Consider the following 22017-nt stretch of genomic DNA (forward strand, 5'->3'; position numbering starts at 1 on the left):
CCTGGGCAGAGGTGATGAGACGCGGTGAGGCGTGTGGGGGCGACTGCCCCTGCTCCAGCCGGCGGGCGCTGCGCAAAGCGCCCGCGAGCGCCGCGAGCCAGCCCCCTGTCGAGGAGGCCTCGAAGGCGCGGCCAGCGGGCGCGCGCGTGGTGGCCTATTGTCTGCTCTTCAGCGCTCGGGTAGGCGCACCGCCGCGGAATTGCCACCTCGAGCGCCGGGGCGGCCCGAGCAAGGGGGCGATGACGCCGGGGTCTGCTCGATAGCGCCCGCCGCGCAGCGTGGCTGATCATGTTGGAGGCGCCCGCCCGACTCTCGCCTTCGACATACCCGAGCCTGCTTCGACGAACCCGATGAATCCAATCGTGATGCTCGACGACTCAAGGTCGGCGCCCTGGGCAACTTGACCGGTCCTCCGCTGGGCACCAGGAGATGCTTGGTATCCGCGCAGGGAAGCGTCCGCTCGTCGACGGCGAGCACCTCGCAAGATGAGGCGCAGGGCGCGCGGACGGGGTCTGCGCAGAAAGGAATCGTTATGCGCATCGAAAAGGCGATTCTCGGCAGCCTCGCCGCAGCCGCGCTGTTCGGGGCCGGGCCGCTGGACGCACGAGCGAGTGAGCCCGTGGCGACAGCGCAGAACGCGGTGGCCAGCCCGGCCGGCTGGAATCTCGCGGGGAGCAAGCCGGAGGCGTACGCGGTCGGCGTCGACAGCAAGATCAAGCGCAGCGGCAAGGCCGCCGCGTTCCTCAGGTCGGTGAGGGACCCAGGCGATGAGTTCGGCACCTTGATGCAGTCCATCAGCGCCATTGAGTTCCGCGGCAAGCGGGTCCGGCTGCAGGGCTGGGTGAAGAGCGAGAACGTCAAGGGCTGGGCCGGCCTGTGGATGCGCGTGGATGGTCGCCACAGCAACACGCTCGCTTTCGACAACATGAGCGATCGCGCCATCAAGGGGACGACCGACTGGACGCAGTACCACGTCGTCCTGGACGTGGACAACGCGGCCGAGTCCATCTCCTTCGGCACGCTCCTCACCGAGACCGGCGCGCTCTGGATCGATGACCTCGATCTCTCGCCGGTGCCGACGACGGTGCCCACCACGGAGCTGTCGCTGGCCAAGACGCTCCCGCAGCGGCCGGTGAACCTCGGCTTCGACGACTGACAGCGCCTCGCCTCCGATTGAACCCACACCTGCGCGCGCCCTCTCGACGACGCCTATCACGACGAAGGCGATCTGCCCGGTCGGAGCCAGCGTGGTCCTCTGCGGACGCGCGAGGTCGGTGACGTGCTGCCCGAGAACGCACGACATCTTGGGCCGCCGTGAGCCAGCCCGAGGGCCTCGGTCAAACGCCGGCTCCTCGCGGGCAACGGACGTTACTTGGCGGCTTCGAAGCCGAGCGCGAAGCGGGCGCGGCGCGGGGTCGTGCCGGCGAGGTGGATTCTCTCCACAATACGGCTCACGCATTGATCGCTGTCGACACCCGTGTAGCCGCCCAGCTTGGCGGCGCTATCCGGGCTGAGCTCGATATCGAGCTCGGCGGGGCTCTTCGGCGGCTCGGCGTAGCAATACGGCACCCGGCGCGACAGCACCTCCTCGAGCAAAGCGATCTCCTGCTTGCTCAAGGCCTTCGCGCTCTCCGCGTTCGCCTTCGCGATCACCCGCACCTTGGGCTTGCCTCCCAGGCGGAAGACGTCGCACGCGCTCCGGCCCTGCTGCGACCTGTCGTTCGCGGCCTCGACCCGCGCCCTCGCCGCGTCGGCCTTCTTCTCGCGGTCGGTGTCCGTGTAGACCTTCACGAGCGAACAGCACGCGCTCACCGAGCCGCTCGCGCACGCTCGATCCAGCGCCTTCTCGGCGATCGCCGCGTGAATCTTCGCGGGCTCGAGGTCCATGTGCAGCTCGCCGCGCTCCTCGCAAGCGGCGACGTCTCCCGCATTGCAGGCGCGGTCGAAGCTCTCGTCGACCTCCTTGTCGTGGCCGTCCTGACTCGAGAGCGCCCGGCCGAGCGCGGCGCAGCTCTTCGCGCTCTTCTGGCACGCGGCGCGGAGCTCCTTCAGGTGTACCTCGCGCTTGTCACACGCGCTCTTCGCGCCGAGCTTGCACGCCTCGCCGAACGCCGGCAGCGCAGACCCGAGCGAGAACCCCGGGGTCGCCTTGTCTTCCGTCTTCGCGTGGAGGTCGCCCAGCGTCTCGCACGCGGCCGCCTTGCCCGCCGCGCACTCGGTCTCGCAGGTCTCGATGTCCTGCGCTTCGCTGCACGTCTTCGCCGGAGCGGGGGCCGCGGTCGGCGCGGGCTCGGCGGGCGCCGGGCTCACGACCGGAGCAGGCGCCACGCCGCTCGCACCAGGGGGCGCCTGCGCGGGCGGGGCGGCCGCCGGCGGAGCCGGTTGACCGCACGCCACGAGCGAAGCAGCAGCGCAGCACGGGAGGAGAATGGCAGCGAGGCGCATTTTCACGGGCGCCACCGTACAGCCATTCCGAGCTGATAGGGCGGAAAAACGGGATCGCTGGAAGACGCCAATCACCCGGAAGAGGAGCGCGAAGGACCCGCTGCCTATTGCCGCCCACGCCGTCACGGCGAGGTGGATCCTCTCGCCGTGTCCGATTCGGCCTCTGCCGGGAGCAAAGGGAGCTCGACGATGAACGCGGCGCCTGCGCTCGGCGCGCTCTCGACGCGGATGGCGCCGCCATGGGCCGTGATGATCCATCGAACGATGTAGAGGCCGAGGCCGAGGCCGCCGAAGTTGCGGACGGAGACGGCGCGCTCGAAGCGCTCGAAGATGCGGGCCTGATCGGCCTCGGCGATGCCCATGCCGTGATCGCGGACGACGAGCAACGCGCGATCACCCTCGCCGCGCACGGCGACGTGAATGGGGCCCCCGGCGCCGTACTTGATCGCGTTGGACAGGAGGTTGATGAGGACCTGCTCCATGCGAGAAGGATCCCAGCGCCCGACCACGGGCTCGTCCAGATCGAGATCGGCGCGGCAGCGGGCGTCGTCGAGCTGCTGGTGCATCCGCTCGACGACCTCGCGCGCCACCGCCGCCAGGTCGACCGGCGCGCGCGAGAGGGTCAACCGGCCTGCGTTCAGGCGCGTGACGTCGAGCAGCTCGTTGACCAGGTGGGCGAGCCGCGCGATCTGGCGATCGAGGACGTGGAGCGCGGCGTCGATGCGCTCCGGGGCGATCTCCGCGCGCCGGTAGCGAGGCAATAGCCGGGCGAGGAGGTGGGTCTGCATCGTCAGCGAGGTGAGCGGGGTCTTGAGCTCGTGCGAGGCGACGAGGAGGAACTCGTCCCGGCGCTCGATCGCCTGCTGGGCCTCGGCGAACAGGCGCGCGTTGTCGAGGGCGAGCGCGGCGCGGCTGCCCAGCTCCTCGGCGAGCCACAGGTCGGCGGGCCGATAGCGGCGCCCGGGCGCGGTCGCCAGCAGGGTCATGACCCCGAAGCGCCGGTCGCGCGCGAGGAGCGGGACGCGGAGGAAGGAGCGAGCGCCGAGCCGCTCGAGGAGCAGCGCCACGCGGACGTCGCCCACCTCGATCCGGTCCGGCGAGGTCGCTGCCAGGGGCCGCAGCGCCTCGATCACCGCGTCGGCGAGCTCGGCCGGCACGCCCGCGGTGACCGCGGTGACCGTCGATCCAGGAGCGCCCTGGGCGAGATCCACGTCGATGACGCACCAGTCGGCCAGCTCGGGGACCACGAGCTGCGCCACGCTTTCGAGGGTGGCGCCGTAGCCGAGGGCCATCAGCTTGCGGCTCGCCTCGGCCAGGAAGCGCTCGGCCAGCTCGGCCCGCTTGCGCTCGGTGATGTCGGTGGAGATGCCGCAGAGCACGCCGGGCATGACCTCCTCGCCGAGAGGGAACTTGACCGACAGGAAGGTGCGCCGATCATCGTCTACCAGCGTGTCCTCCTCGAACTCCAGCGGCTCGCCCGCGTCGAGCACCCGCCGGTCGTTGGCCTGGAGCACCTCGACGGTCGCATTGCGAAAGAGCTCGGCGTCGGTCTTTCCGAGGAGCTCGTCGCTCGGCAGGCCGAGGAGGTTGCCCGCCTGGCGGTTGGCGAGCAGATACCGGCCCTCGCGATCCTTGAGGTAGATGGCTGCAGCGGAGTTGTCGACGATGGCCTGCAGCGTCGCCTGGTTGGTCTTCAGCGCCTGCTCCGCCCGCCGCCGCTCGGCGTTCTCCTGCTCGACCTTGGCATAGAGCATGGCGTTCTCGAGCGAGATGGCCGACTGCGAGGTGAGCAACTCGAGCACGCTGAGCCGCCCGGGGGTGAACGCGCCGGCCACGAGCCCGTTCTCCAGGTAGAGCATGCCGAGCAGCCGGGCCTGGCGCATGATCGGGAGGCACAGCACCGACCTCGGCCTCTTCTCCGTGAAATACTCGTCCTCGGAGAACGTGTGCCTGGCCGTGGCGTCGTCGAGCAGCACGCGCTCGTGGCTGCGGAGGACATAGTTGAGGATGGATTGCGGCAGCGCCTCCGACGCCTCGCCCGCGTCAAGCAGCCGCGCGGCGCTCCTGGACGTCGCGATCGCCGCCGTCGTCGACAGGCGATCTTCCCGGATCAGGAGCACACAGCCTTCGTCGGCGCCCGCGTGTTCGATCACCGTGCGCAGGAGCATCTCGAGCAGGCGCGGGAGCTTGAGCTCGCCGGAGATGCTCTGAGAGGCCTTGACCACCGACAGGACGTCGAACTGCTCGGCCCGGACGGCGAAGGTGACGGTGGGGGCGATCGGCCTGCGCTCGACGAGGTGGGGATAGCGCTGGTCGAGCTGCTCGACCTTGGCGTGGGCTCCCCAGGAGAAGTAGCCAGCGCGGGCGTCTCGCAGGTAGGCGTCGGCGGGCGTGGAGAGGCCGCGCGCGCGGTAGAACCCGGCGGCGAGCTCGCAGGCGATGGCCACGTGCTGGACGAAGCCGCCCTCCCGCGCCGACGCGATGGCCTGCTCGTAGAGCCGCATCGCCTCCGATTCCTGCCCGCGGAGCCGGGCGATCTCGGCGCGGACCAGGGCGTGCTTGTGGAAGAAGTTGTCCGGGCAGCTCGCGGCCCACTCGCCGAGCTGCCGCTCGCAGTCGAGTAGACCCGCGGGGAGCTCCTCTGCCGGAGATGGCCGCGCCCCGTGTTGCCCCTGCGGCGCGTGCGCGTCGTGAGAGACCGCCGCGAGCGCGAGGGCGTAATAATAGCAGTTCTCGGCGATGAGCGCGGAGGGCTCGGTCCTGAAGGGGTGGTCGACGATCACGCGCGTCGCCGCGGCGAGCGCCTCTCCGGGGGAGCCGAGCACGAAGAGCGCCTGGGTCTTCATGCTGTCATGGAGGCCGCGAGCGCCCCGCAGTTCGCCCTCGTCGAGCCGCGCCTCGAAGGCCGACGGGACCAGGTCGGAGCCGTCGAGCGTCGAGTAGCGAACCGGCCTCCCTCGCAGCGTCTGGATCATGGCGCGGCCGCTGAGGAGGGGGCCGTGCGCGAACGCGAAGCCCGCCCTGCGCACGAAGCCGAGGCGCTCCTCGACCTCGCGGAGCACGTCCTCCAGCGGCTCGCCGGAGAGCAGCGGGAACAGCGGGGCCCAGATGCAGTTGAAGCACGCCATCTGCAGATTGCCGGACTCGACCGCGGCGCTGAAGCCGGCGCGCGTGTACGGAGTTGTCTCTCGGTAGTGGCGTGTCCAGAAGACGACATGCTGTCCGAAGAGGGTGAACACCAGCGCTTTCATGGTGAGCAGGCCGCTCCTGTCCGCGAGGTCGTGGCCGAGCTTTCCGAACAGGTAGGCCTCACGGTATCGCCCGAACTGCGGGCCGAGCATTCGCGCGAAGGCCGCATAGGCGTGAGCGGAGCTCTCGGCGTTGCCGTGGCGCAAGCTGAGCTTCACCATGCGCACGATGACCAGGCAATGGAGGTCCTGGTCAACGGAGATCGCGGGGCTCGCCACGCCGTTCAGCACGGCCATCACGACCTTGCTCGCGGACTGCTCCATGGGGGGCAGCCGGAGCAGGTCCTCGATCGCATGGTCGCCCAAGGCCTGCCAGACGCTCTCGATCTCTTCTGTGACCTGTGCCTTGGTGGGGTGTGGCGGAAGGTCGATATCCCACGTGCGGAGCCACGAGAGCCCGAGCTCGACGGCGTGGTCGCTCCGCCCGCGGGCCTGGTAGAAGACGACCGCCAGCTCCACGACGGCGGCGCGCTCGATCTTGGTCCTCGCGTGCTCCAAGAGCTCCCCGAGGAGCCGCTCGGTCTCCTCGAAACCGCCGGCGACGTGCGCGGCGCGAGCGCGCTCGAGGCTCAGGTCGTAGGTCAGATCGTACCGGGTCTCCCAGCGCTCGCGGGGATCTTGCGCGAGGAGGGCCATGCCGGCGGCGAAGAGGGCCGCGGCGGACTGGTAGGCGGCGGCGGCCTTGGCCTTCCTGCCGGCGCGGAGGTTGAGGGCGGCGAGCTCGTCGCGCTCCGCCTGGGAACGCAGGAGGACGGCGCCGCGGTTGAGGTGGTCCACGATGTCGAAGAGCGCGTCCTCGCGCTCCTCCGGGCGCCGCGCCTTCAGGAGCAGCTGGCCGATCCGGAGGTGCACCTCGGGCAGCTGTCCCGCCGGGATGAGCGAATAGGCGGCCTGCTGCACCCGGTCGTGGAGGAAGCGGTAGGAGGAGCCTCTCCGGCAGACGAGCAGCCCCTCCCGCACGGCCTCCTCGAGCGCCTCGCGGAGCTCTTCCGCCGGGCGGCTCGCGACGATCGCGAGGGCGTCGAGGTCCGCGCTGCTGCCAAGGCACGCGGCGAGCTTGAGGGCGTCGCGCGTGAGGACGGAGAGCCGCTTCAGCTTGCCCACCATCAGCTCGACGATGTTGTCGGTGAAGCCCTGGTCGCGGATGGCGGCGAGGTCCCACCGCCACGCGCCCTCGTCGGCGTCGAAGGTGATGAGCCCCTCTTCGTGCAGGGTGATGAGGAACTGGAGCACGAAGAACGGGTTGCCGCCGGTCTTCTCGTAGACGAGCCGGGACAGCGGCCCGGCCGGGGCGTGGACCGCCTCGGCGACGAGGGCGCCGACGTGGGGGGCGGAGAGCGGCGCGAGGGCGATGTCGTCGACAGGGACGCCGTGCTTCTGCGCCTCGGCCAGCGTGAGCCGGAGCGGGTGCGTGGGGCCGACCTCGTTGTCGCGGTAGGCGCCGATCAGCAGCAGGTGCGCGGCGTCGGCGCGGGTGGCGAGCTGCTCGAGCAGCTGGAGGCTGGCCGCGTCGGCCCACTGGAGATCGTCGAGGAAGAGCGCGACGGGGTGCTCCTTCTGGGCGCACGCCGCGACGAACCGCAGGAGCATCGCGTGCAGCCGGCGCTGCGCCTCGGCGGGCGGGAGCTCGGGCACGGGCGGCTGGGGACCGAGGAGCAGCGCGAGCTCGGGGAGCAGGTCGGCGAGCAGCCCGCCGTCCTGGCCGAGCGACTCGCGGAGGCGCCGCCGCCAGCGGTCGGCCTGCTCCTCGCTCGCGCACAGGATCTCCTGCGAGAGCGCCCGGAAGGCCTGGATGAAGGCGTGGAAGGGGATGTCGCGCTTGAGCTGATCGAACTTGCCGGAGAGGAAGAAGCCGCGCTCGCGCACGATGGGCCTGCGCAGCTCGGCGACGAGCGACGACTTGCCGATGCCCGAGTAGCCCGACACGAGCACGAGCTCGGTCCGGCCGCTCGCGACCACGCGCCCGAACGCGTCGAGCAAGGCCTCTAGCTCGCGCTCGCGGCCGTAGAGCCGCTGCGGGACCTGGAACCGATCGGAGACGTCGCGCTGGCCGAGCGGAAAGGCCTCGATGGTGCCGCTCGCGCGCAGCCGGCCGACGCACCGGTCGAGGTCGTACCGCAGGCCGAGCGCGCTCTGGTAGCGCGCGTCGGCGGCCTTCGCGAGCAGCTTGAGCACGATCGCGGACAGCTGCAGCGGGATCAAGGGGACGAGCGCGTGCGGCGGCCGCGGCGCCTGGGCGACGTGGCAGTGGACCCACTCGACGGGGTCGCTTGCCTGGAAGGGCAAGGTGCCGGTCAACATCTCGTAGAAGGTGACGCCGAGGGAGTACAGATCGGTGCGCTCGTCGATCCAGCGGTTCATGCGGCCCGTCTGCTCGGGCGCCATGTACGCGAGCGTGCCCTCGATGAGCCCGTCGTGCGCGAGCTCCTCGGCCTCGCGGGGCGAGAGGGAGGCGATGCCGAGATCGGTGATCTTCACCTCCCCGGTGTCGGGGTTGTGGAGCAGGTTCTGGGGCTTGATGTCCTTGTGGATGACGTGCCGCCGGTGCAGCTCGGCGAGCGCGCCGGCGAAGCCGATGGCGAGGGGCAGGAAGCGCTCGATGGGCATGGGGCCGCTGAGGAGCCGGTCGAGCGAGCGGCCACCGAAGTCCTCCAGGACCAGGGTCACCTGGTCGCTGAACGTCTCGATGCCGTAGGCCTTGACGACGACCGTCGACTCGATCGACCTGGCGATCTCGAGCTCGTGCTGCAAGCGCCCCAGGGCGCGCGGGCTCGCGTGGTCGCGCCGCAGGACCTTGAGCACCACCGGCAGGCCGTCCTCCTCGCGCCTCGCGCGATAGAGGATGGTATCCGCACCTCGGTGCAACACTTCGAGTACGCGGTAGCGGGGACTATCGGGCATACGGGGAGGGGGCGAGCGCCGGAGCGGCCCCCGAGGCGCCGGCCAATTTGTGATGTTGCCCGAAGGACCGCGCTTTGCCACGGGAAACGGCGGCGCAATCTTGAGCCGGCTCGCCCGCGGCACGCCGTCATGCCCGGGGAGCCGGACGGACGCTGCGATGGCCGAGGTCATGAGAGGACGAGGACGTCAGCTCGCTTAATGAAAGCGCGAACACATGGCGATTTCCGGAGAGCGGGCTGAATCGATCATGGCCCTTTCTTCTCTGCCTGCGCGAGCAACTCCCTCGTCCTGTCGCCCTTGCCCGGCGAGCTGGCGCCGTGGTAATTTTTCGATGACTCGGAGTTCGGGGGGGTCGACTGGCTGATGCTCACTCTACCTAGCTACCACTCCGTCAGCCATTTCGATCCAAGAGGCGACTCCGCCCGATACCGCGCGATCCGTGCGAACGACGGAGCTCCCGTGGTGCTCAAGGTGCTCGGCGCGGGCGGCTCGCGCGTCGTGGACCGCGCCCGCGTCAAGCACGAGTACAAGCACATCGCGCAAATCGAGTCCGAACGCGTCGTCAAGGTCTACGGCGTGGAGGAGCACGACGGGGAGCTCGTCCTCGTCCTCAAGGACACGGCCGGCGACGAGCTCGAGGGCCACCTCGCGGCGCGCGGCAGGCTCGACGTCCTCGACGTCGACGCGTGCCTCGAGCTCGCCATCTCCATGGCCGAGGCGGTGCGCGTGCTGCACGGGCACGGGATCGTGCACGGCGCCGTCAGGCCGAAGAGCTTCCTCGTCTCTGGCGACAGTCAGGCCCGGATCCTGAACTACGGAATCGACGCCGCGGTCACGCGGGAGCGCGAGTCGCTCTACAGCGATGCTGTCATTTCCGACGTGCTCCCCTACATCTCGCCCGAGCAGACCGGCCGGATGAACCGGAGCGTCGACCACCGCGCCGATCTGTACTCGCTCGGCGTGCTCTTCTATCGCATGCTCACCGGGGACGTCCCTTTCAAGGCGAGCGACCCGCTCGAGCTCGTCCACGCCCACATCGCCCAGATCCCCGAGCACCCCGCGGCGCGAAGCGCCGCCGTGCCCGCCGCGCTCGGCGATGTGGTCATGAAGCTGCTCTCCAAGAACGCGGAGAACCGTTATCAATCCGCGAGCGGCCTCCTCGCCGACCTTCACGAGTGTCGGCGGCGCCTCGACCATGGCGAGCTCGATCGCTTCGACCTGGGCCAGCGCGACGCCGCGTACCTGCTGCAGATCCACCAGAAGCTCTATGGTCGCGAAGAGAGCATCGAGCGCCTCACGGAGGCGTTCTTCGGAGTCCTGGGCGGCACGCGCAAGATCGTCCTCGTCTCGGGCTACTCCGGCATCGGGAAGTCGTCCCTGGTGCAGGAGATCCTGAAGCCCCTCGCGCGCGAGAAGGGCTATTACATCACGGGCAAGTACGACCAGTTCAATCGGGACCGGCCCCTCGGCCCGGTGCTCCAGGCGTTCGACGCGCTGCTCCGGCAGATCCTGTCCGAGAGCGAGGAGCGCATCGCGCGCTGGCGAGCGGCGATGATCGAGGGGCTGGGGAGCAACGCGCAGGTCATCTGCGAGGTCCTCCCCGCGCTCGGGTTCCTCATCGGCGAGCAGCCGCCGGTGCCCTCCCTCGGCCCCGTCGAGGCGCAGAACCGCCTCAACCTCACCTTCCAGCGCTTCGTCTCCGCCTTCACGGGGCAGGGGCGCCCCATCGTCCTCTTCCTCGACGACCTTCAGTGGATCGACGCCGCGAGCTTGAGCCTCGTCAACGCGCTGCTCGAGGCCGAGGGGCTCGGGGCCTTCTTCTTCTGCGGCGCCTACCGCGACAACGAGGTGAGCCCCGCGCACCCCTTCATCCGCGCCGTCGAGGAGCTCCGGAAGAGCGGCGTCGAGATCGAGCCCATCGTGCTCACCCCGCTCGAGCTCCCGCACGTCAAGGCGCTCATCAGCGACAGCCTCGGGCGCTCGGACTGCGCGCAGCTCGCGGCCCTCGTGCTGAAGAAGACGGGCGGAAACCCGTTCTTCATCAAGCGCTTCCTCAAATCGATCCACGACAGCGGCGCGCTGTCCTTCGATGAGGCCGGCCGCTGGTCGTGGGATCTCGCTGCGATACGCGCCCTCGAGTACACGGATAACGTCCTCGACCTCATGGGGAGCAACATCCGCCGCCTGCCCCCCGCCGCGCAGGACGCGCTCAGGCTCGCTGCGGCCCTCGGCAACCGCTTCGATCTGGGCACGCTCTCGACCGTCAGCGAGTGCTCCATCGACGAGTTTTACGGGCGCGTCGAGCCGGCGCTCAGGGAAGAGCTCATCGCGGGCGACGGCGCGTGCCATCGCTTCGTCCACGACAAGATCCAGGAGGCCGCCTACGCGATGATCCCCGTCGAGGAGCGGCCGGGGCTCCACCACCGCATCGGGGTGCTCCTGCGGCAGCAGCTCGGGTCCGACGCGCGCTCTCTCTTCGACGTCGTGAACCACCTGAACCTCGCCGGCGACCTGATCCAGGACCCCGCGGCCCGCGTCGATCTCGCGCGGATGAACCTCGCCGCGGCCGAGCGGGCCGAGGAGAGCGCGGCGTTCGACGCCGCGCTCAAGTACCTGGCCGAGGGCATCGCCAGGCTCCCCGGCGATCCGTGGGCGACGGAGTACGAGCTCAGCTTCGCGCTCACCACGAAGATGGGCCTCATGCAGGGGCTCTCCGGCCGCCCGGACGACGCCCTCCCCACGCTGGAAGGGGCCGTGGTCCACGCGAGGAGCCGGCTCGACAAGACGCGGGCCCACGGGCTCAAGGTGCGGGTCCACATCCTCAAGGCCGATCTGCACGCCGCCCTCGAGGAGGGGCTCGTGGCCCTGCGCGCCTTCGGGATCGATCTCCCGCCCTTCCCGTCAGACGAGGCGGTCGCCGGCGACGTCGAGGCGACGCTCAGGTTCCTCGACGGCCGCTCGATGGAGTCGCTCTGCGATCTGCCGCGGCTCGCCGACCCCGAGGTCGCCGTCCTGCACAGCGTGCTGGAGGAGATGATCTCGTCCTGCTACTTCCTCGCGAGCAACAACTTCGGCTTCTGCGTGATGAAGATCCTGCGAGACACCGTGCAATACGGCGTCTCGCAAAGCTCGGTCTTCGCCTACGTCGTCTTCGGCCAGATCCTGTGCGTCAGCGGCCGGATCCCGCTCGGCTACGCCTTCGGCGAAGCCGCGGGCGAGATCCTCCGGCGCTATCCGGACAAGCGGAACGACCCGATCCTCGCCTGCATGTGGGGCGCGTTCGTCATGCACTGGCAGACGAGCTACGAGAAGGGGCGAGAGGTCCTGTTCTCCGGCATCCATGCCGGCCTGGAGACAGGACAGTACGTCTGGACCTTCTACTGCATGACCAACGCGAACACGGCGACCCTCCTGCTCGGCCGCCCCCTCGCCGAGATCAAGGCCGAATCGCAGTCGCTGCTGCCCATCAGGAAGTTCGACAGGTGGAATTTCATCACCTGGATGGTCTCCTGCGTCGGCCAGATCTGCGAGAACCTCATGAGCCCGGATCCCGGGCCGACGGAGCTGGCCGGCGAGTGGGTCCAGATCAAAGAGCTCGTCGACAGCGCGGTGCAGGTCAACAACCAGGCCTCGCTCTTCTTCACCATCTTCTACCGCCTCTTCCTGCGCGTGTTCCAGGGCGACTACGCGGGGGCGGCCGCGCTGGCGATGGAGGCGAACCCCACCATCATCGGGATCGCCGGCTGGCAGGGCAACCCGCCGTTCCACTTCTATGGCGGCGTCGCCCTCGTCCAGGCGGCCGACAGCGCGGATCCGGAGACCCGGGAGCGGTATCTCGACAAGGCCCGTGCCCTCGGCGAGAAGGTCGCCTTCTGGGCGAGCCATGCGCCCGACAACATGAGGCACCGCCACCTCCTGCTCGCGGCCGAGCTCGCGCGCGTGAGCGGCGACAGGCGAGAGGCGCTGGATCTCTACGACGAGGGCATCCGCGCGGCTGTCGAGGGCGGCTATCTCCACGACAGCGCCCTCGGCAACGAACTCTGCGCGCGCTGCTACCTGGCTCTCGGCAGGACCACGAGCGCGCGCGCCTACATGACCGAGGCCCACGCCCAGTATGCGCGCTGGGGCGCCGCGAGCGCCATGGCCCGCCTCGAGCGCGACCATCCCGATCTCGTGCTGCTGCCCGCCCCGACCGGCGCAAGGACCGGCGCCAGGGAAGACCTCGACCTGCGCAGCGTGCTCAAGGCCTCTCAGGCCCTCGCCGGGGAGATCGTCCTGTCCCGGCTGCTCGAGGCGCTGATGCGCATCATGCTCGAGAGCGCCGGCGCGCGCCGCGGCTTCTTGATCCTGAAGGACGACGGGCGCCTCACCATCGAGGCCGCCGGCGACATCGCCGGGGGCGTCGAGCGGATCGCCTCGACCCCTCTGGATTCCCGCTCCGATCTGGCCGCCAGCGTGGTCCAGTATGTCGCGCGGACCGAGGACAGCGTCGTCATGGCCGACGCCCCGAGCGATCCCGCCTTTGGATCCGACCCTTATATCAAGGCCGTCCAGCCGCGATCGCTCCTCGCGACGCCCATCTTCCACCAGGGGCGCGTCCTCGGGATCGTCTACCTCGAGAACGCGCTCGCCAGCGCGGTCTTCACGCACGATCGCGTCGAGCTCCTCGGCCTGCTCTCCTCGCAGGTCGCCGTCTCGCTGGAGAACGCCCGCCTCTTCGCCCAGCTCGAGGACAAGGTGGAGGCCCGCACGGCCGAGCTCCGCGCGGCGCACGCCGAGCTGGGCGTGCTCTATGCAGCGCGGGAGCGCGAGCAGGAGGAGCGGATGCTGGAGCAGCGCGCCCTCATCGAGCAGCAGCGCGAGGTCATCCACGCCCTCTCCGCCCCCATCCTCCATGTCTGGGATGGCGTCCTGGCCGTGCCGCTCATCGGCGCCCTGGACGGCGAGCGCGCCAGCGAGCTGATGCAGAGCCTTCTCAACGCGGTCTCGCGCGGCGATGTGCGCTTCGCCCTCCTCGACACCACCGGCGTCGAGACCATCGACGAGGCCGTCGCCGACCACCTCGTCCGCATCATGCGCGCCGTCGAGCTCCTGGGCGTCCGGCCGATCGTCACCGGCATCCGCCCCGCGGTCGCGCGCACCATGACCTCTCTCGACGTCGATCTGCGCTCCCTCGGCACGCACGCCACCCTGCGCGAGGCCCTCAAGTTCTGCATGCGGAGCCTCGCGGCCCGCTGATCCCGCCAGCGCAGCGCCGCTGCGAAGCGCCGCTGCGCGCGTCCGAGCCCGGCGCGCGCTCGCGTCGTCCGCGCGCGGCGGCGGGCCCACCGCGGGCTCAGGGCGAGCAGGTCCCGGTGCCGTTGTCCTCCTCGCGCACGCTCTCGGGCACCCAGTCGAGGCGCTCCACGAACGCGTCGACCTCGCAGCTCGGCAAGCTCTCGTTGCCCATGATCTCGATCCAACCATTGACCGTTCGGGCGCCCAGGCCGCGGAGCGTCGCGAGCGAGAGGTTCCCCTCGACGATGAGGCTATCGAGATCAGCCAGGCCCTCGAGTCCGGTCAGCCCGAGCAGCGCGTCGTTGTCCTTGATGACGAGCTGGCTCACGCGGACCAGGCCACGCAGCGCGTCGATGTCCACGAGCGATTCGTTGCCTTCGAGCGTCACGACATCGGTCACGCCGACGCCCTCGCTGAACGAACCGAGCCCGTCGAGGCTGGTCAGCGCGGGGTTACCCAAGATCTCGATCCCGTTTCGGACGTTGCGGAGGCCGCTCAGGTGCCGCAGATCCGTGAGCCCAGGATTGTACGCGATCGACAGCAGAAAGAGATCCGAGATCTGCTCCACGCCTGTAAGGCTCACGAGCCCGGCGTTATGGCCCAGGGAGAGCACCGACAGCTCGGTCACGCCGGCGAGGTCGGACAGGTCCGCCAGGGAGCCACAATCGGAGATGAACAGCTCTCGCAGGCGCGTCAGGCCGCCGAGATCGATCCTGGTGAGCTTGGGGTTGGAGGTGAAATAAATCGACTGCACTTCGCTCGAGTCCGAGCCGAGGTGCGCGAGAGCGTCGGCGATCACCAGCTCGGGATTCGATTCGATAACGGCATACAGGACACCACGGAGCGAGAGCATGCCCGTGAGCGTGCCCATCGATGAATTGCCGGTGATGATGAGACCGTCGACGGTCTCGAGCCCCCCGAGCCCGACCAGGTGCCGGAGACGCTCGTTCCGCGCGATGGAGATGGATCCCGCGTGACGGAGCTGGTCGAGGCCGTACAGCGAGGTCAGCTGCGGGTTCTCCGCCAACACGAGGTTCTGGACGGTCGAGAGCCGCGAGACACCGTTCAGCTCGCGGAGCCCGTCGTTCCCGGAGATGTCGAGCACATCGAGCTCCTCGACGGCCTCGAGGCCGTCGAGGCTGATCAGCGCATCGTTCTCGAGCACGCTGATCTGCCCGCGGCGCAGGCTCGCCAGCCCGCGCAGCGACGAAAGCCCGTCGTTGCCCACGATCCAGAGCTCCCCCTCCTCGAAATTCTCGACGCCTGGCAAGAACAGGAGCGCATCGTTGTCGACAAGGCGGAGCGTCCCCCGGCGGAGGCCCTGCAGCCCGTCCAGCGACACGAGCCGGTCATTGCCCTGGATCAACAGCACCCCCTCCTCGAGCCTCTCGAAGCCTGACAAGGAATCGAGCGCATCGTTGTCGATCACGTGCACCTCATGTGACGTCAACCCGACGCCGGCGACGCTCTCGAGGATCGGGTTTTCACGGATCTCGATGATCCCCTTGACCCGTTGCAGGCTCGGCAGCCCGCCGAGGCGCAGCAGCGACGCGTTCCGCGCCACCTCCAGCCGCGCCCCGATGAAGGAGAGGGAGTCGAGCCCGCTCAGGCTGGACAGCCGGCTGGTGTCGCTGATCACGAGGCGGCCCGAGATCCTCGTCAGGCACGCGAGCGGGGACAGGTCGGAGACCTCGCCGCCGATGTCGAGCCTGCCATTGAGCACGGTGACGCCGCGCAGCTTCTCGAGATCCTCCTGGCGATTGACATTCCAGGTGCCGCTTTCCACGCGGGCCGGGTCGCACCCCTGCTCGGCGCCCCCCGCGCCACCGGCACCCGCGCCACCGGCACCCGCGCCACCGGCACCCGCGCTTCCGACACCCGCGCCCCCCGCGCCACCGACGCCCGGCTCGCTCGGCCCACCTCCCGAGGATTGACCGCCTGAACTGGCACTCGCGCCGATCGCTGGGTCGCCCGAGCTCGATGACGTGGCGCCGGCGCCGCCAGCCCCTGCCGTCGATCCGACCTCGCCTTCATCCGCCGGCGGTCCCTCGATGTCGAGCGCATCCCGGGCCCCACAGGCCGACGCGAGCGCAATCGCCGCAAACACGCCCACCCACCACGGGTTCCGCATGCCGCGAGGTTGGGCTCACCGCGATCCCGCGTCAAGAACGACCGGGTGCTGGAACTGTGCGGTTACAGCACGGAAATTTTGCAGGAGATGCGGAGCGCGCCGTGCCCGTCTCGCTCGTCTGGGACCGCTGACAGGTCCGCTCAGGGTGGCTGTGGAGTGAAAGCAACCCTTCGTTGCATGGATCATCTGTCGATAGAGCGCCGCGCTTGCAGGAGGGATCGCTTGCGATCTCGCACACGCAGCCTGATCACCGCGGGCCGCGGCCCGGGAGCCAGGGCGCGCGAGCTTGCGCCGCGCTCGTCTCTGCGCGATCGTCTCGCCATGCAATTCGTCGAGGTGCTCACCAGAGACGGCATCGCCGAGGTCACGCTGAGCCGACCGAAGGTCAATGCCATGAACCAGGCGGTGCTCCGCCAGCTCGCCGACGTCTTCCAGCGGCTCGCGGAGGACGACGCCGCGCGTGGCGTGCTCGTCCGCGGCGCCGGCAACTGCCTGTCTGCGGGTCTCGATCTCCGCGAGGTCGCGTCGCTCGATCGAGAGGGGCTTGGAAGCTTCCTCGACGACTTCGACGCCGCCTTCGGCGGCGCTTTCCGTTTTTCGAAGCCGTTCGCCGCCGCCGTTCACGGCCATGCGATCGCGGGCGGGCTCCTGCTCGCGATGTGCGCTGACTTCCTCGCCCTGGGCGCCGGCGACTACAAGGTCGGTCTCCCCGAGCTCGCCGTGGGCATCGCCTTCCCGCGCGTCGCCTTCGAGATCGCCCGGACCGCCTCTCCCGCCCGCGCGCTCCGGAGGCTCGTCTTCGGCGCGGAGCTCCATTCCCCCGCGAGCCTCTTCGACATGGGCGTCGGCGACGCGCTCTCCGCCGAGCCGCTCGAGGACGCGCGCCGCTTCCTCGCCACGGCGTGCGGCCGCCCCGCCGCGGCGTTCCGCCTCGCCAAGGCGAGCCTCCGCAGGGACGCGTGGGAGCGGGTCGCGGCGCAGCCGACGGCCGAGCGGGAGGCCCTGATGGACGCGCTCCTCTCCTCGAAGCAGGCCTTTCTGCCGGCATGAACGCGCAGCCCTCGGCGCGCAAGGGCCGTCGCTCCCGCCCCTGAGCGCGCCAGTCGCCGAGATCCCCGCCTCCTCGCCATCACGGATGGTCCGGCGCTCTCATCCAGTCGCGCCGCCACGCCGCACACGACGACTGACCGACGATCCTTCGGACGATCGGGCTCCCCTCCTGGAGAGGCGATGTTCGTTCGATCGCCTATCCATGCGTCGAGGTGGCCACCTTCATTGCACAGCCTGCCGGAGCGATGAATCGATGAGACCGCCTGTACGCGACGAGCGCCCCGATGACCACACTGTCATCGTCGCATGCGACGGGCGCAGATCGGCGGACACAGCCGCGATCAAAGTAATGCTTGCCGGGAATGACGACTTCACCTAATCGATCAACGGAGCTCGCGGGCACGCTCTGATTCACTTATTCATATTGGACGGAACCCTGCGACTCACTTGATCTTGCTTGGAGAAATTTGATGCGTACAACTCGCTTTCTTGGACATTGCTTCGCTTCGTTTGCATGCTTCTTGCTCGCCTGCAGCCCTGGGCCGCTGCACGACGAGCGCAGCGATTCCCTCGTCTCGGGGTTGAGCAGCCTGGATGGCACGATGGAGGCGGAGCTCACGGTTCCGGCACAGTGGCAATCTGGATACTGCGCGCTTGTGACGGTGAAGAACAAGAGCACCGACCGGACCACCACCGCCTGGGGCGTGGTCGTGGCGCTCAACGGCTCGTCGTTGCGCCATGCGTGGACCGCCAGCGTCACGCCGTCCGATGGGCAGCTGCGCGCCGTCAATGAGAGCTACAACGGCACGCTGAGCCCGGGCGCCACGGCGTCGTGGGGGTTCTGCGCGGACGGCGCCGAGAAGCCCGCGCTCGTATCGGTCGACGGCGGCGATGGCTCGAGCACATCGGCGAGCAGCGGCGAGGGCGGCGCCGCGGCGACCGGCGGCGGCGGCGGTGAAGGTGGCGAAGGAGACGGCGGCGCCACGGGCACCGTTGGTTCTGGCGGCGCGGGCGGCGAAGGCGGCGCCACCACCGCGGGCGCGGGCGGCGAAGGCGGCGCCACCACCACCGCTGGCGCGGGCGGCGACGGCTCCACGACCGCAGGCGCGGGCGGCGAGGGCGGCGCCACCACCACCGCTGGCGCGGGCGGCCAGGGTGGCGCCACCACCACCGCTGGCGCGGGCGGCGAGGGTGGCGCCACCACCACCGCTGGCGCGGGCGGCGACGGCTCCACCGCTGGCGCAGGCGGCGCGCCGCCGCTCGATCCCGCCTGCAGCACGGCGACGGCGACCTTCGCCGATGTGCAACCCATCCTGGAGCGGAGCTGCTCGAACGAGTACTGCCATGGCAACGCCAGCACGCCGGCCGGCGGGCTCGACCTCCGCGCGAGCGCGGCGGTCGGCGAGCTCGTCAGTCAGGACGCCGGCCGCTGCTCCGGCGACCAGGTGCTCGTGAGGCCGTTCATGCCCAGCAGCAGCTATCTCATCAACAAGCTGAACGGCACCGGCCTGTGCGGCGATGCCGAGATCCAGATGCCCCCGGGCGCGCCGCTGCCCGAGGCCGACATGAAGACGATCATCGACTGGATCTGCGCAGGCGCGCCCGACCGCTGAGCGTCGTCGGCGTCCGCGGCAGAATCACCTCGTGGAGAGGTTCAATCTCCTCACGCCACGGAGTTCACTCGTGTCGTGTGATGACCACCGCGACTGCCAGCTCCACCCACCAGGAGCCCGCCGCTCGTGGACTCGCTGCCGGAGCCTTGCCGCTCCCCAGCGCCCGCGGGCTCCGCTGAGATCGCCCGCGCGCAGTGGTTGCGTGCCGACGAGCCGGCAGAGAGGTAGTGCACGTCCTACGGAGGGTAGCGCGGAGGCAGCCTTGCGCCGCTCCACCGCTGGCCTTGAAACGCGTCGGTGTCAGGCGGTGGCCTCCGCGAGATCGCGCTCGAACGCCGGCGAGGCTTCGGCTTTCGCTTGCGCCTCCAGCCAGGCGGCTTCGTCGAAGGTCCTATTCGCCATCGCACGCTCAATCGCCTGCGTCTCTCGGAACTCCCGCGCGTCTGCCGCTAGCGTCCACGTTACCTCCAGCGACATCCGCCCGATCTCCTGGCGGATGTCGTGGAGCGGCACACGGAAGAACTCCTTGCGGGGGTTCACCTTGTTCACCTGGTTGCGGACAAAACGCTGATGGAGCGCCCGTTCGAGGGCTGGAGCATCCTGGCTAGAGATCATCGCGTGCACGTCGAACTCGAACGGCACGCTCGCATCGCCCAGCTCACGGACTCGGTCCAGGGGTTCGAGCCGCCGCGTCATGCCGATCTTGTAGACGTGCTCTCCGAACGAACCGACGTTCGAGATGATGTAGACGTGCCCGGCCTTCGTCTGCTGCGCCATCGAGACGGCGCGCTGGTTTTTCTCCTCCGCCGCGCGGAGACGCTCGGAGAGTTCGAGGAGCTTTTGCTCGTACTTGGCGCGTTCTTCGTCGTTCGCCTTCTCCACATCGCGACGTGCCTTTTCCATCGCCTTTCTGATCGTCTCCTCCTCCTTCTCGGCCTCCCTCTTCGCCTTCTCGAACTCGCGCTGGGCTCGCTCCTCCTCCCGGATTCGCTCCTTAATCTGCCGCTGTTCCTCGCGCTCCTTTAGCTTCAGCTCCTGCGCGATCACGGCCCATCGGAGCTCCTCGAGCCGGGCGTCGAGGTACTCGGGTAGGATCCGCGCCTCGCGGAAGGCGCGCCCGTTCTGGTTCACCAGCATGAAGGCATCCCGGATCTTCTGCTGCAAGGTCCCAAAGTTGTCGTGCCGAACATCGGCGAGAATCGTGTCCACTTTGCCGTTGAACGCGTCGAGCACGAAGGCGATGGCCGTCGTGCGGCGGTTCGCCTCCGCGTACTCGCACGTTGCCGCCGCGCCGTCGCTGATCATGTCGCGGCACTTGCCGCGCGCCGTCTTGAGGCGCTGACCTGCCTCGGCGAAACCGAACTCCTCGGCGAGCTCGTCCAGGAGACCCGCCGTCGGCATGACGTAGCGATCGCCGTAGCCCTCGATCACGTTTTTCATCGCCTGCGCGGTCTGCTCGAGGCGCTTCGCTTCCCGTTGCGCGGTGAGCGCAGCGCCGGCGATCTCCTCGGCGCGCCGGTTCGCGTTGTCTACGATACGGGCCGCGTCGACAGAAGCCTGGCCCAGCGTCGCTTGAACCGAGGCGCGCGCCGCCGCCTGGGCGGCCTGCGCCTCTGCCGCGACCTGCGCCTTGAAGGCGTCGGCCGCGGCGTGCTCCTGCGCGTGTGTCGCGCGCGCGTCGGCGAGGAGGCGATCGGCCTCCCGTCGAGCGCCGCTGGCGAGCTCCGCCGCAGCCGCCTCCGCGTGCGCCCTGAGCTGCGCTGCCCACGTCTCGGTTTGCGCCTTCAACGCGTCGGCGGCGGCGAGCGCTTGGGCGTCCGTGCTGCGCGCGTCGGCGAGGAGGCGATCGGCCTCCCGTCGAGCGCCGCTGGCGAGCTCCGCCGCAGCCGCCTCCGCGTGCGCCCTGAGCTGCGCTGCCCACGTCTCGGTTTGCGCCTTCAACGCGTCGGCAGCGGCGAGCGCTTGGGCGCCCGTGTTGCGCGCGTCGGCGAGAAGGCGCTCGGCCTCCCGTCGGGCGCCGCTGACGAGCTCCGCCGCAGCGGCCTCCGCGTGCGCCCTGAGCTGTGCTGCCCACGTCTCGGTCTGCGCTCGTATTCCGGCTGCGGCGGCTTCGGCGTCGACGATCGTCTGATAGCGGCTGAGGCGCTGAAGTTGCTCCTGCAGGCTCGCGACGTGCTGGCAAAGACCTCCGTTCGCATCGAGCGCCCGCTTGAGCTCGCCGCTTACCTGCTGGCGTGAGCTCTCCATTTGCCGGAGCGAGCCCTCCGCTTGCCGGAGTGAGATGCTGGTCTTGTGCTCCTTAAACGCGAAGAACGCCGCGATCGCGAGCGCGACCACGACAAGGACGATGAGAACGAGCTCCACGATGCTCCTTCTGCGGACGGCAGCACGCCGCGCTTCCAGAGTACGCGACCATCGTGTCGCGCGTCCCGGCACGGATCTGAGGGCGGCTCATCTTTGTCGATCGCGGGAGCATCCCTCAACACGCCTCACGACATCAGGGCCATCCCATGTCGCGCCAGCACGCACGACGCCCTACGTCGGCGCCAGCGTGAACGTCGCCTTCGCTCGTCTCCGAGCGCCTGCGGCCTGAACGGCAGAATCGTTGCACTTGCTCGTTTCCACGGAGAAGAGGCGGGCATGAAAAGCTGGGAGCCGCTCTTCGTGGAGAAGCTCGAGGCGACCGACCTCGGCGATGACGCCATCCACGATCTCGCGCACATCACACGGATGGTCGCGACGGCCGAGGCCCTCGCGGCGGACGAGGCGGTCAGGCTCGATGTCGTCGTTTCAGCGGCGTGGCTGCACGATCTCGTAAACGTCCCTAAGAACGACCCCAGGCGCTCCCAGGCCTCGCGTCTCTGCGCGGAGGCGGCGCTGGCCTTCCTCCAGAGAATCGATTATCCCGAGGAGCTCCTCGACGACATCCCCACGCCATCGAGGCCGACAGCTAGGGTGCAGCGTGGCCGCACGGTGGGACCGGTGATGTCGCGGGCCCATCACCGCGGACGACGCGGCGGCGGAGGGCGCCCCGTTGGGCCACACCGGAGCCGCCCTCGGCGGCGAAACAGGCGGAAACCGTGAAATCACTGCTGTTTCCGGCGACAGCTCGTTGTCGACCGGCTTTTCTGGCGGGACGATTCCGCGGGGGCGAACCGTCGCGATCCGTCGGATCCTCCGGGATTTTGGGAGAGTGTGACGACGGATCGCACCCCCTCGGGAGGCATGGACCCAACCCGGGCCCAATGGTCGAGCCCCGGGCCTGGAGCGCTCGCCGTGACCGCTCCATCGCCTCGGGCGGCCGTGGTCGCCTCGCTCGCCAGCACCCTGAGCCGCGCCGTCGCCCTCGGGG

General features: G+C 69.6%; 9 protein-coding genes. 5 read left to right on the top strand and 4 right to left on the bottom strand.

Features of this window, described 5'->3' with window-relative positions; all coding sequences use genetic code 11:
* Nucleotides 1-532 precede the first annotated feature (532 nt).
* Nucleotides 533-1156: a hypothetical protein gene (locus WME82_RS35045; RefSeq protein WP_438038850.1), complete on the top strand. Its 624-nt coding sequence runs from the start codon at nucleotides 533-535 to the stop codon at nucleotides 1154-1156.
* Between the two features lie 212 nt (nucleotides 1157-1368).
* Here WME82_RS35045 and WME82_RS35050 read toward each other — a convergent pair whose 3' ends face one another.
* Together WME82_RS35050 and WME82_RS35055 are read right to left on the bottom strand one after the other, a co-directional pair.
* Nucleotides 1369-2451, bottom strand: coding sequence for a hypothetical protein (locus WME82_RS35050; protein ID WP_438038851.1), 1083 nt, complete (start codon nucleotides 2449-2451; stop codon nucleotides 1369-1371).
* A 116-nt stretch (nucleotides 2452-2567) separates the two neighbouring features.
* Complete coding sequence (locus WME82_RS35055; protein WP_438038852.1) at nucleotides 2568-8594, bottom strand: AAA family ATPase; 6027 nt, start codon at nucleotides 8592-8594, stop codon at nucleotides 2568-2570.
* Nucleotides 8595-8957: 363 nt separating this feature from the next.
* On the opposite strand from WME82_RS35055, the gene WME82_RS35060 reads away from it, so the two are divergent.
* The gene (locus WME82_RS35060) at nucleotides 8958-13832 is read left to right on the top strand and encodes an AAA family ATPase (protein WP_438038853.1); all 4875 of its coding nucleotides are present in this window, start codon (nucleotides 8958-8960) and stop codon (nucleotides 13830-13832) included.
* Between the two features lie 97 nt (nucleotides 13833-13929).
* Here WME82_RS35060 and WME82_RS35065 read toward each other — a convergent pair whose 3' ends face one another.
* A complete protein-coding gene (locus tag WME82_RS35065) occupies nucleotides 13930-15657 on the bottom strand; it encodes a leucine-rich repeat domain-containing protein (protein ID WP_438038854.1) in 1728 nt (575 codons plus the stop codon).
* A gap of 666 nt (nucleotides 15658-16323) precedes the next feature.
* Here WME82_RS35065 and WME82_RS35070 point away from each other — a divergent pair.
* On the top strand, nucleotides 16324-17052 hold the full coding sequence (locus tag WME82_RS35070; RefSeq protein WP_438038855.1) for an enoyl-CoA hydratase/isomerase family protein: 729 nt from the start codon (nucleotides 16324-16326) through the stop codon (nucleotides 17050-17052).
* A 521-nt stretch (nucleotides 17053-17573) separates the two neighbouring features.
* The gene (locus WME82_RS35075) at nucleotides 17574-18665 is read left to right on the top strand and encodes a cellulose binding domain-containing protein (RefSeq protein WP_438038856.1); all 1092 of its coding nucleotides are present in this window, start codon (nucleotides 17574-17576) and stop codon (nucleotides 18663-18665) included.
* Nucleotides 18666-18965: 300 nt separating this feature from the next.
* On the opposite strand, the gene WME82_RS35080 is transcribed toward WME82_RS35075, so the two are convergent.
* Nucleotides 18966-21002: a DUF4041 domain-containing protein gene (locus WME82_RS35080; RefSeq protein WP_438038857.1), complete on the bottom strand. Its 2037-nt coding sequence runs from the start codon at nucleotides 21000-21002 to the stop codon at nucleotides 18966-18968.
* A gap of 303 nt (nucleotides 21003-21305) precedes the next feature.
* Between WME82_RS35080 and WME82_RS35085 the strand changes: the two genes are divergently transcribed.
* Nucleotides 21306-21749, top strand: coding sequence for a hypothetical protein (locus WME82_RS35085; protein ID WP_438038858.1), 444 nt, complete (start codon nucleotides 21306-21308; stop codon nucleotides 21747-21749).
* Nucleotides 21750-22017: the final 268 nt, after the last annotated feature.

Origin of the sequence: Sorangium sp. So ce128, assembly GCF_051525245.1 — a bacterium.
In the GTDB taxonomy this organism is placed as follows: domain Bacteria; phylum Myxococcota_A; class Polyangia; order Polyangiales; family Polyangiaceae; genus Sorangium; species Sorangium cellulosum_B.

Excerpts from the sequence above, each read along its gene's own strand:
- WME82_RS35045 (WP_438038850.1), top strand. The coding sequence starts at position 533 with ATGCGCATCGAAAAGGCGATTCTCGGCAGCCTCGCCGCAGCCGCGCTG.
- WME82_RS35055 (WP_438038852.1), bottom strand. The coding sequence starts at position 8,594 with ATGCCCGATAGTCCCCGCTACCGCGTACTCGAAGTGTTGCACCGAGGT.
- WME82_RS35060 (WP_438038853.1), top strand. The coding sequence starts at position 8,958 with ATGCTCACTCTACCTAGCTACCACTCCGTCAGCCATTTCGATCCAAGA.
- WME82_RS35070 (WP_438038855.1), top strand. The coding sequence starts at position 16,324 with ATGCAATTCGTCGAGGTGCTCACCAGAGACGGCATCGCCGAGGTCACG.
- WME82_RS35085 (WP_438038858.1), top strand. The coding sequence starts at position 21,306 with ATGAAAAGCTGGGAGCCGCTCTTCGTGGAGAAGCTCGAGGCGACCGAC.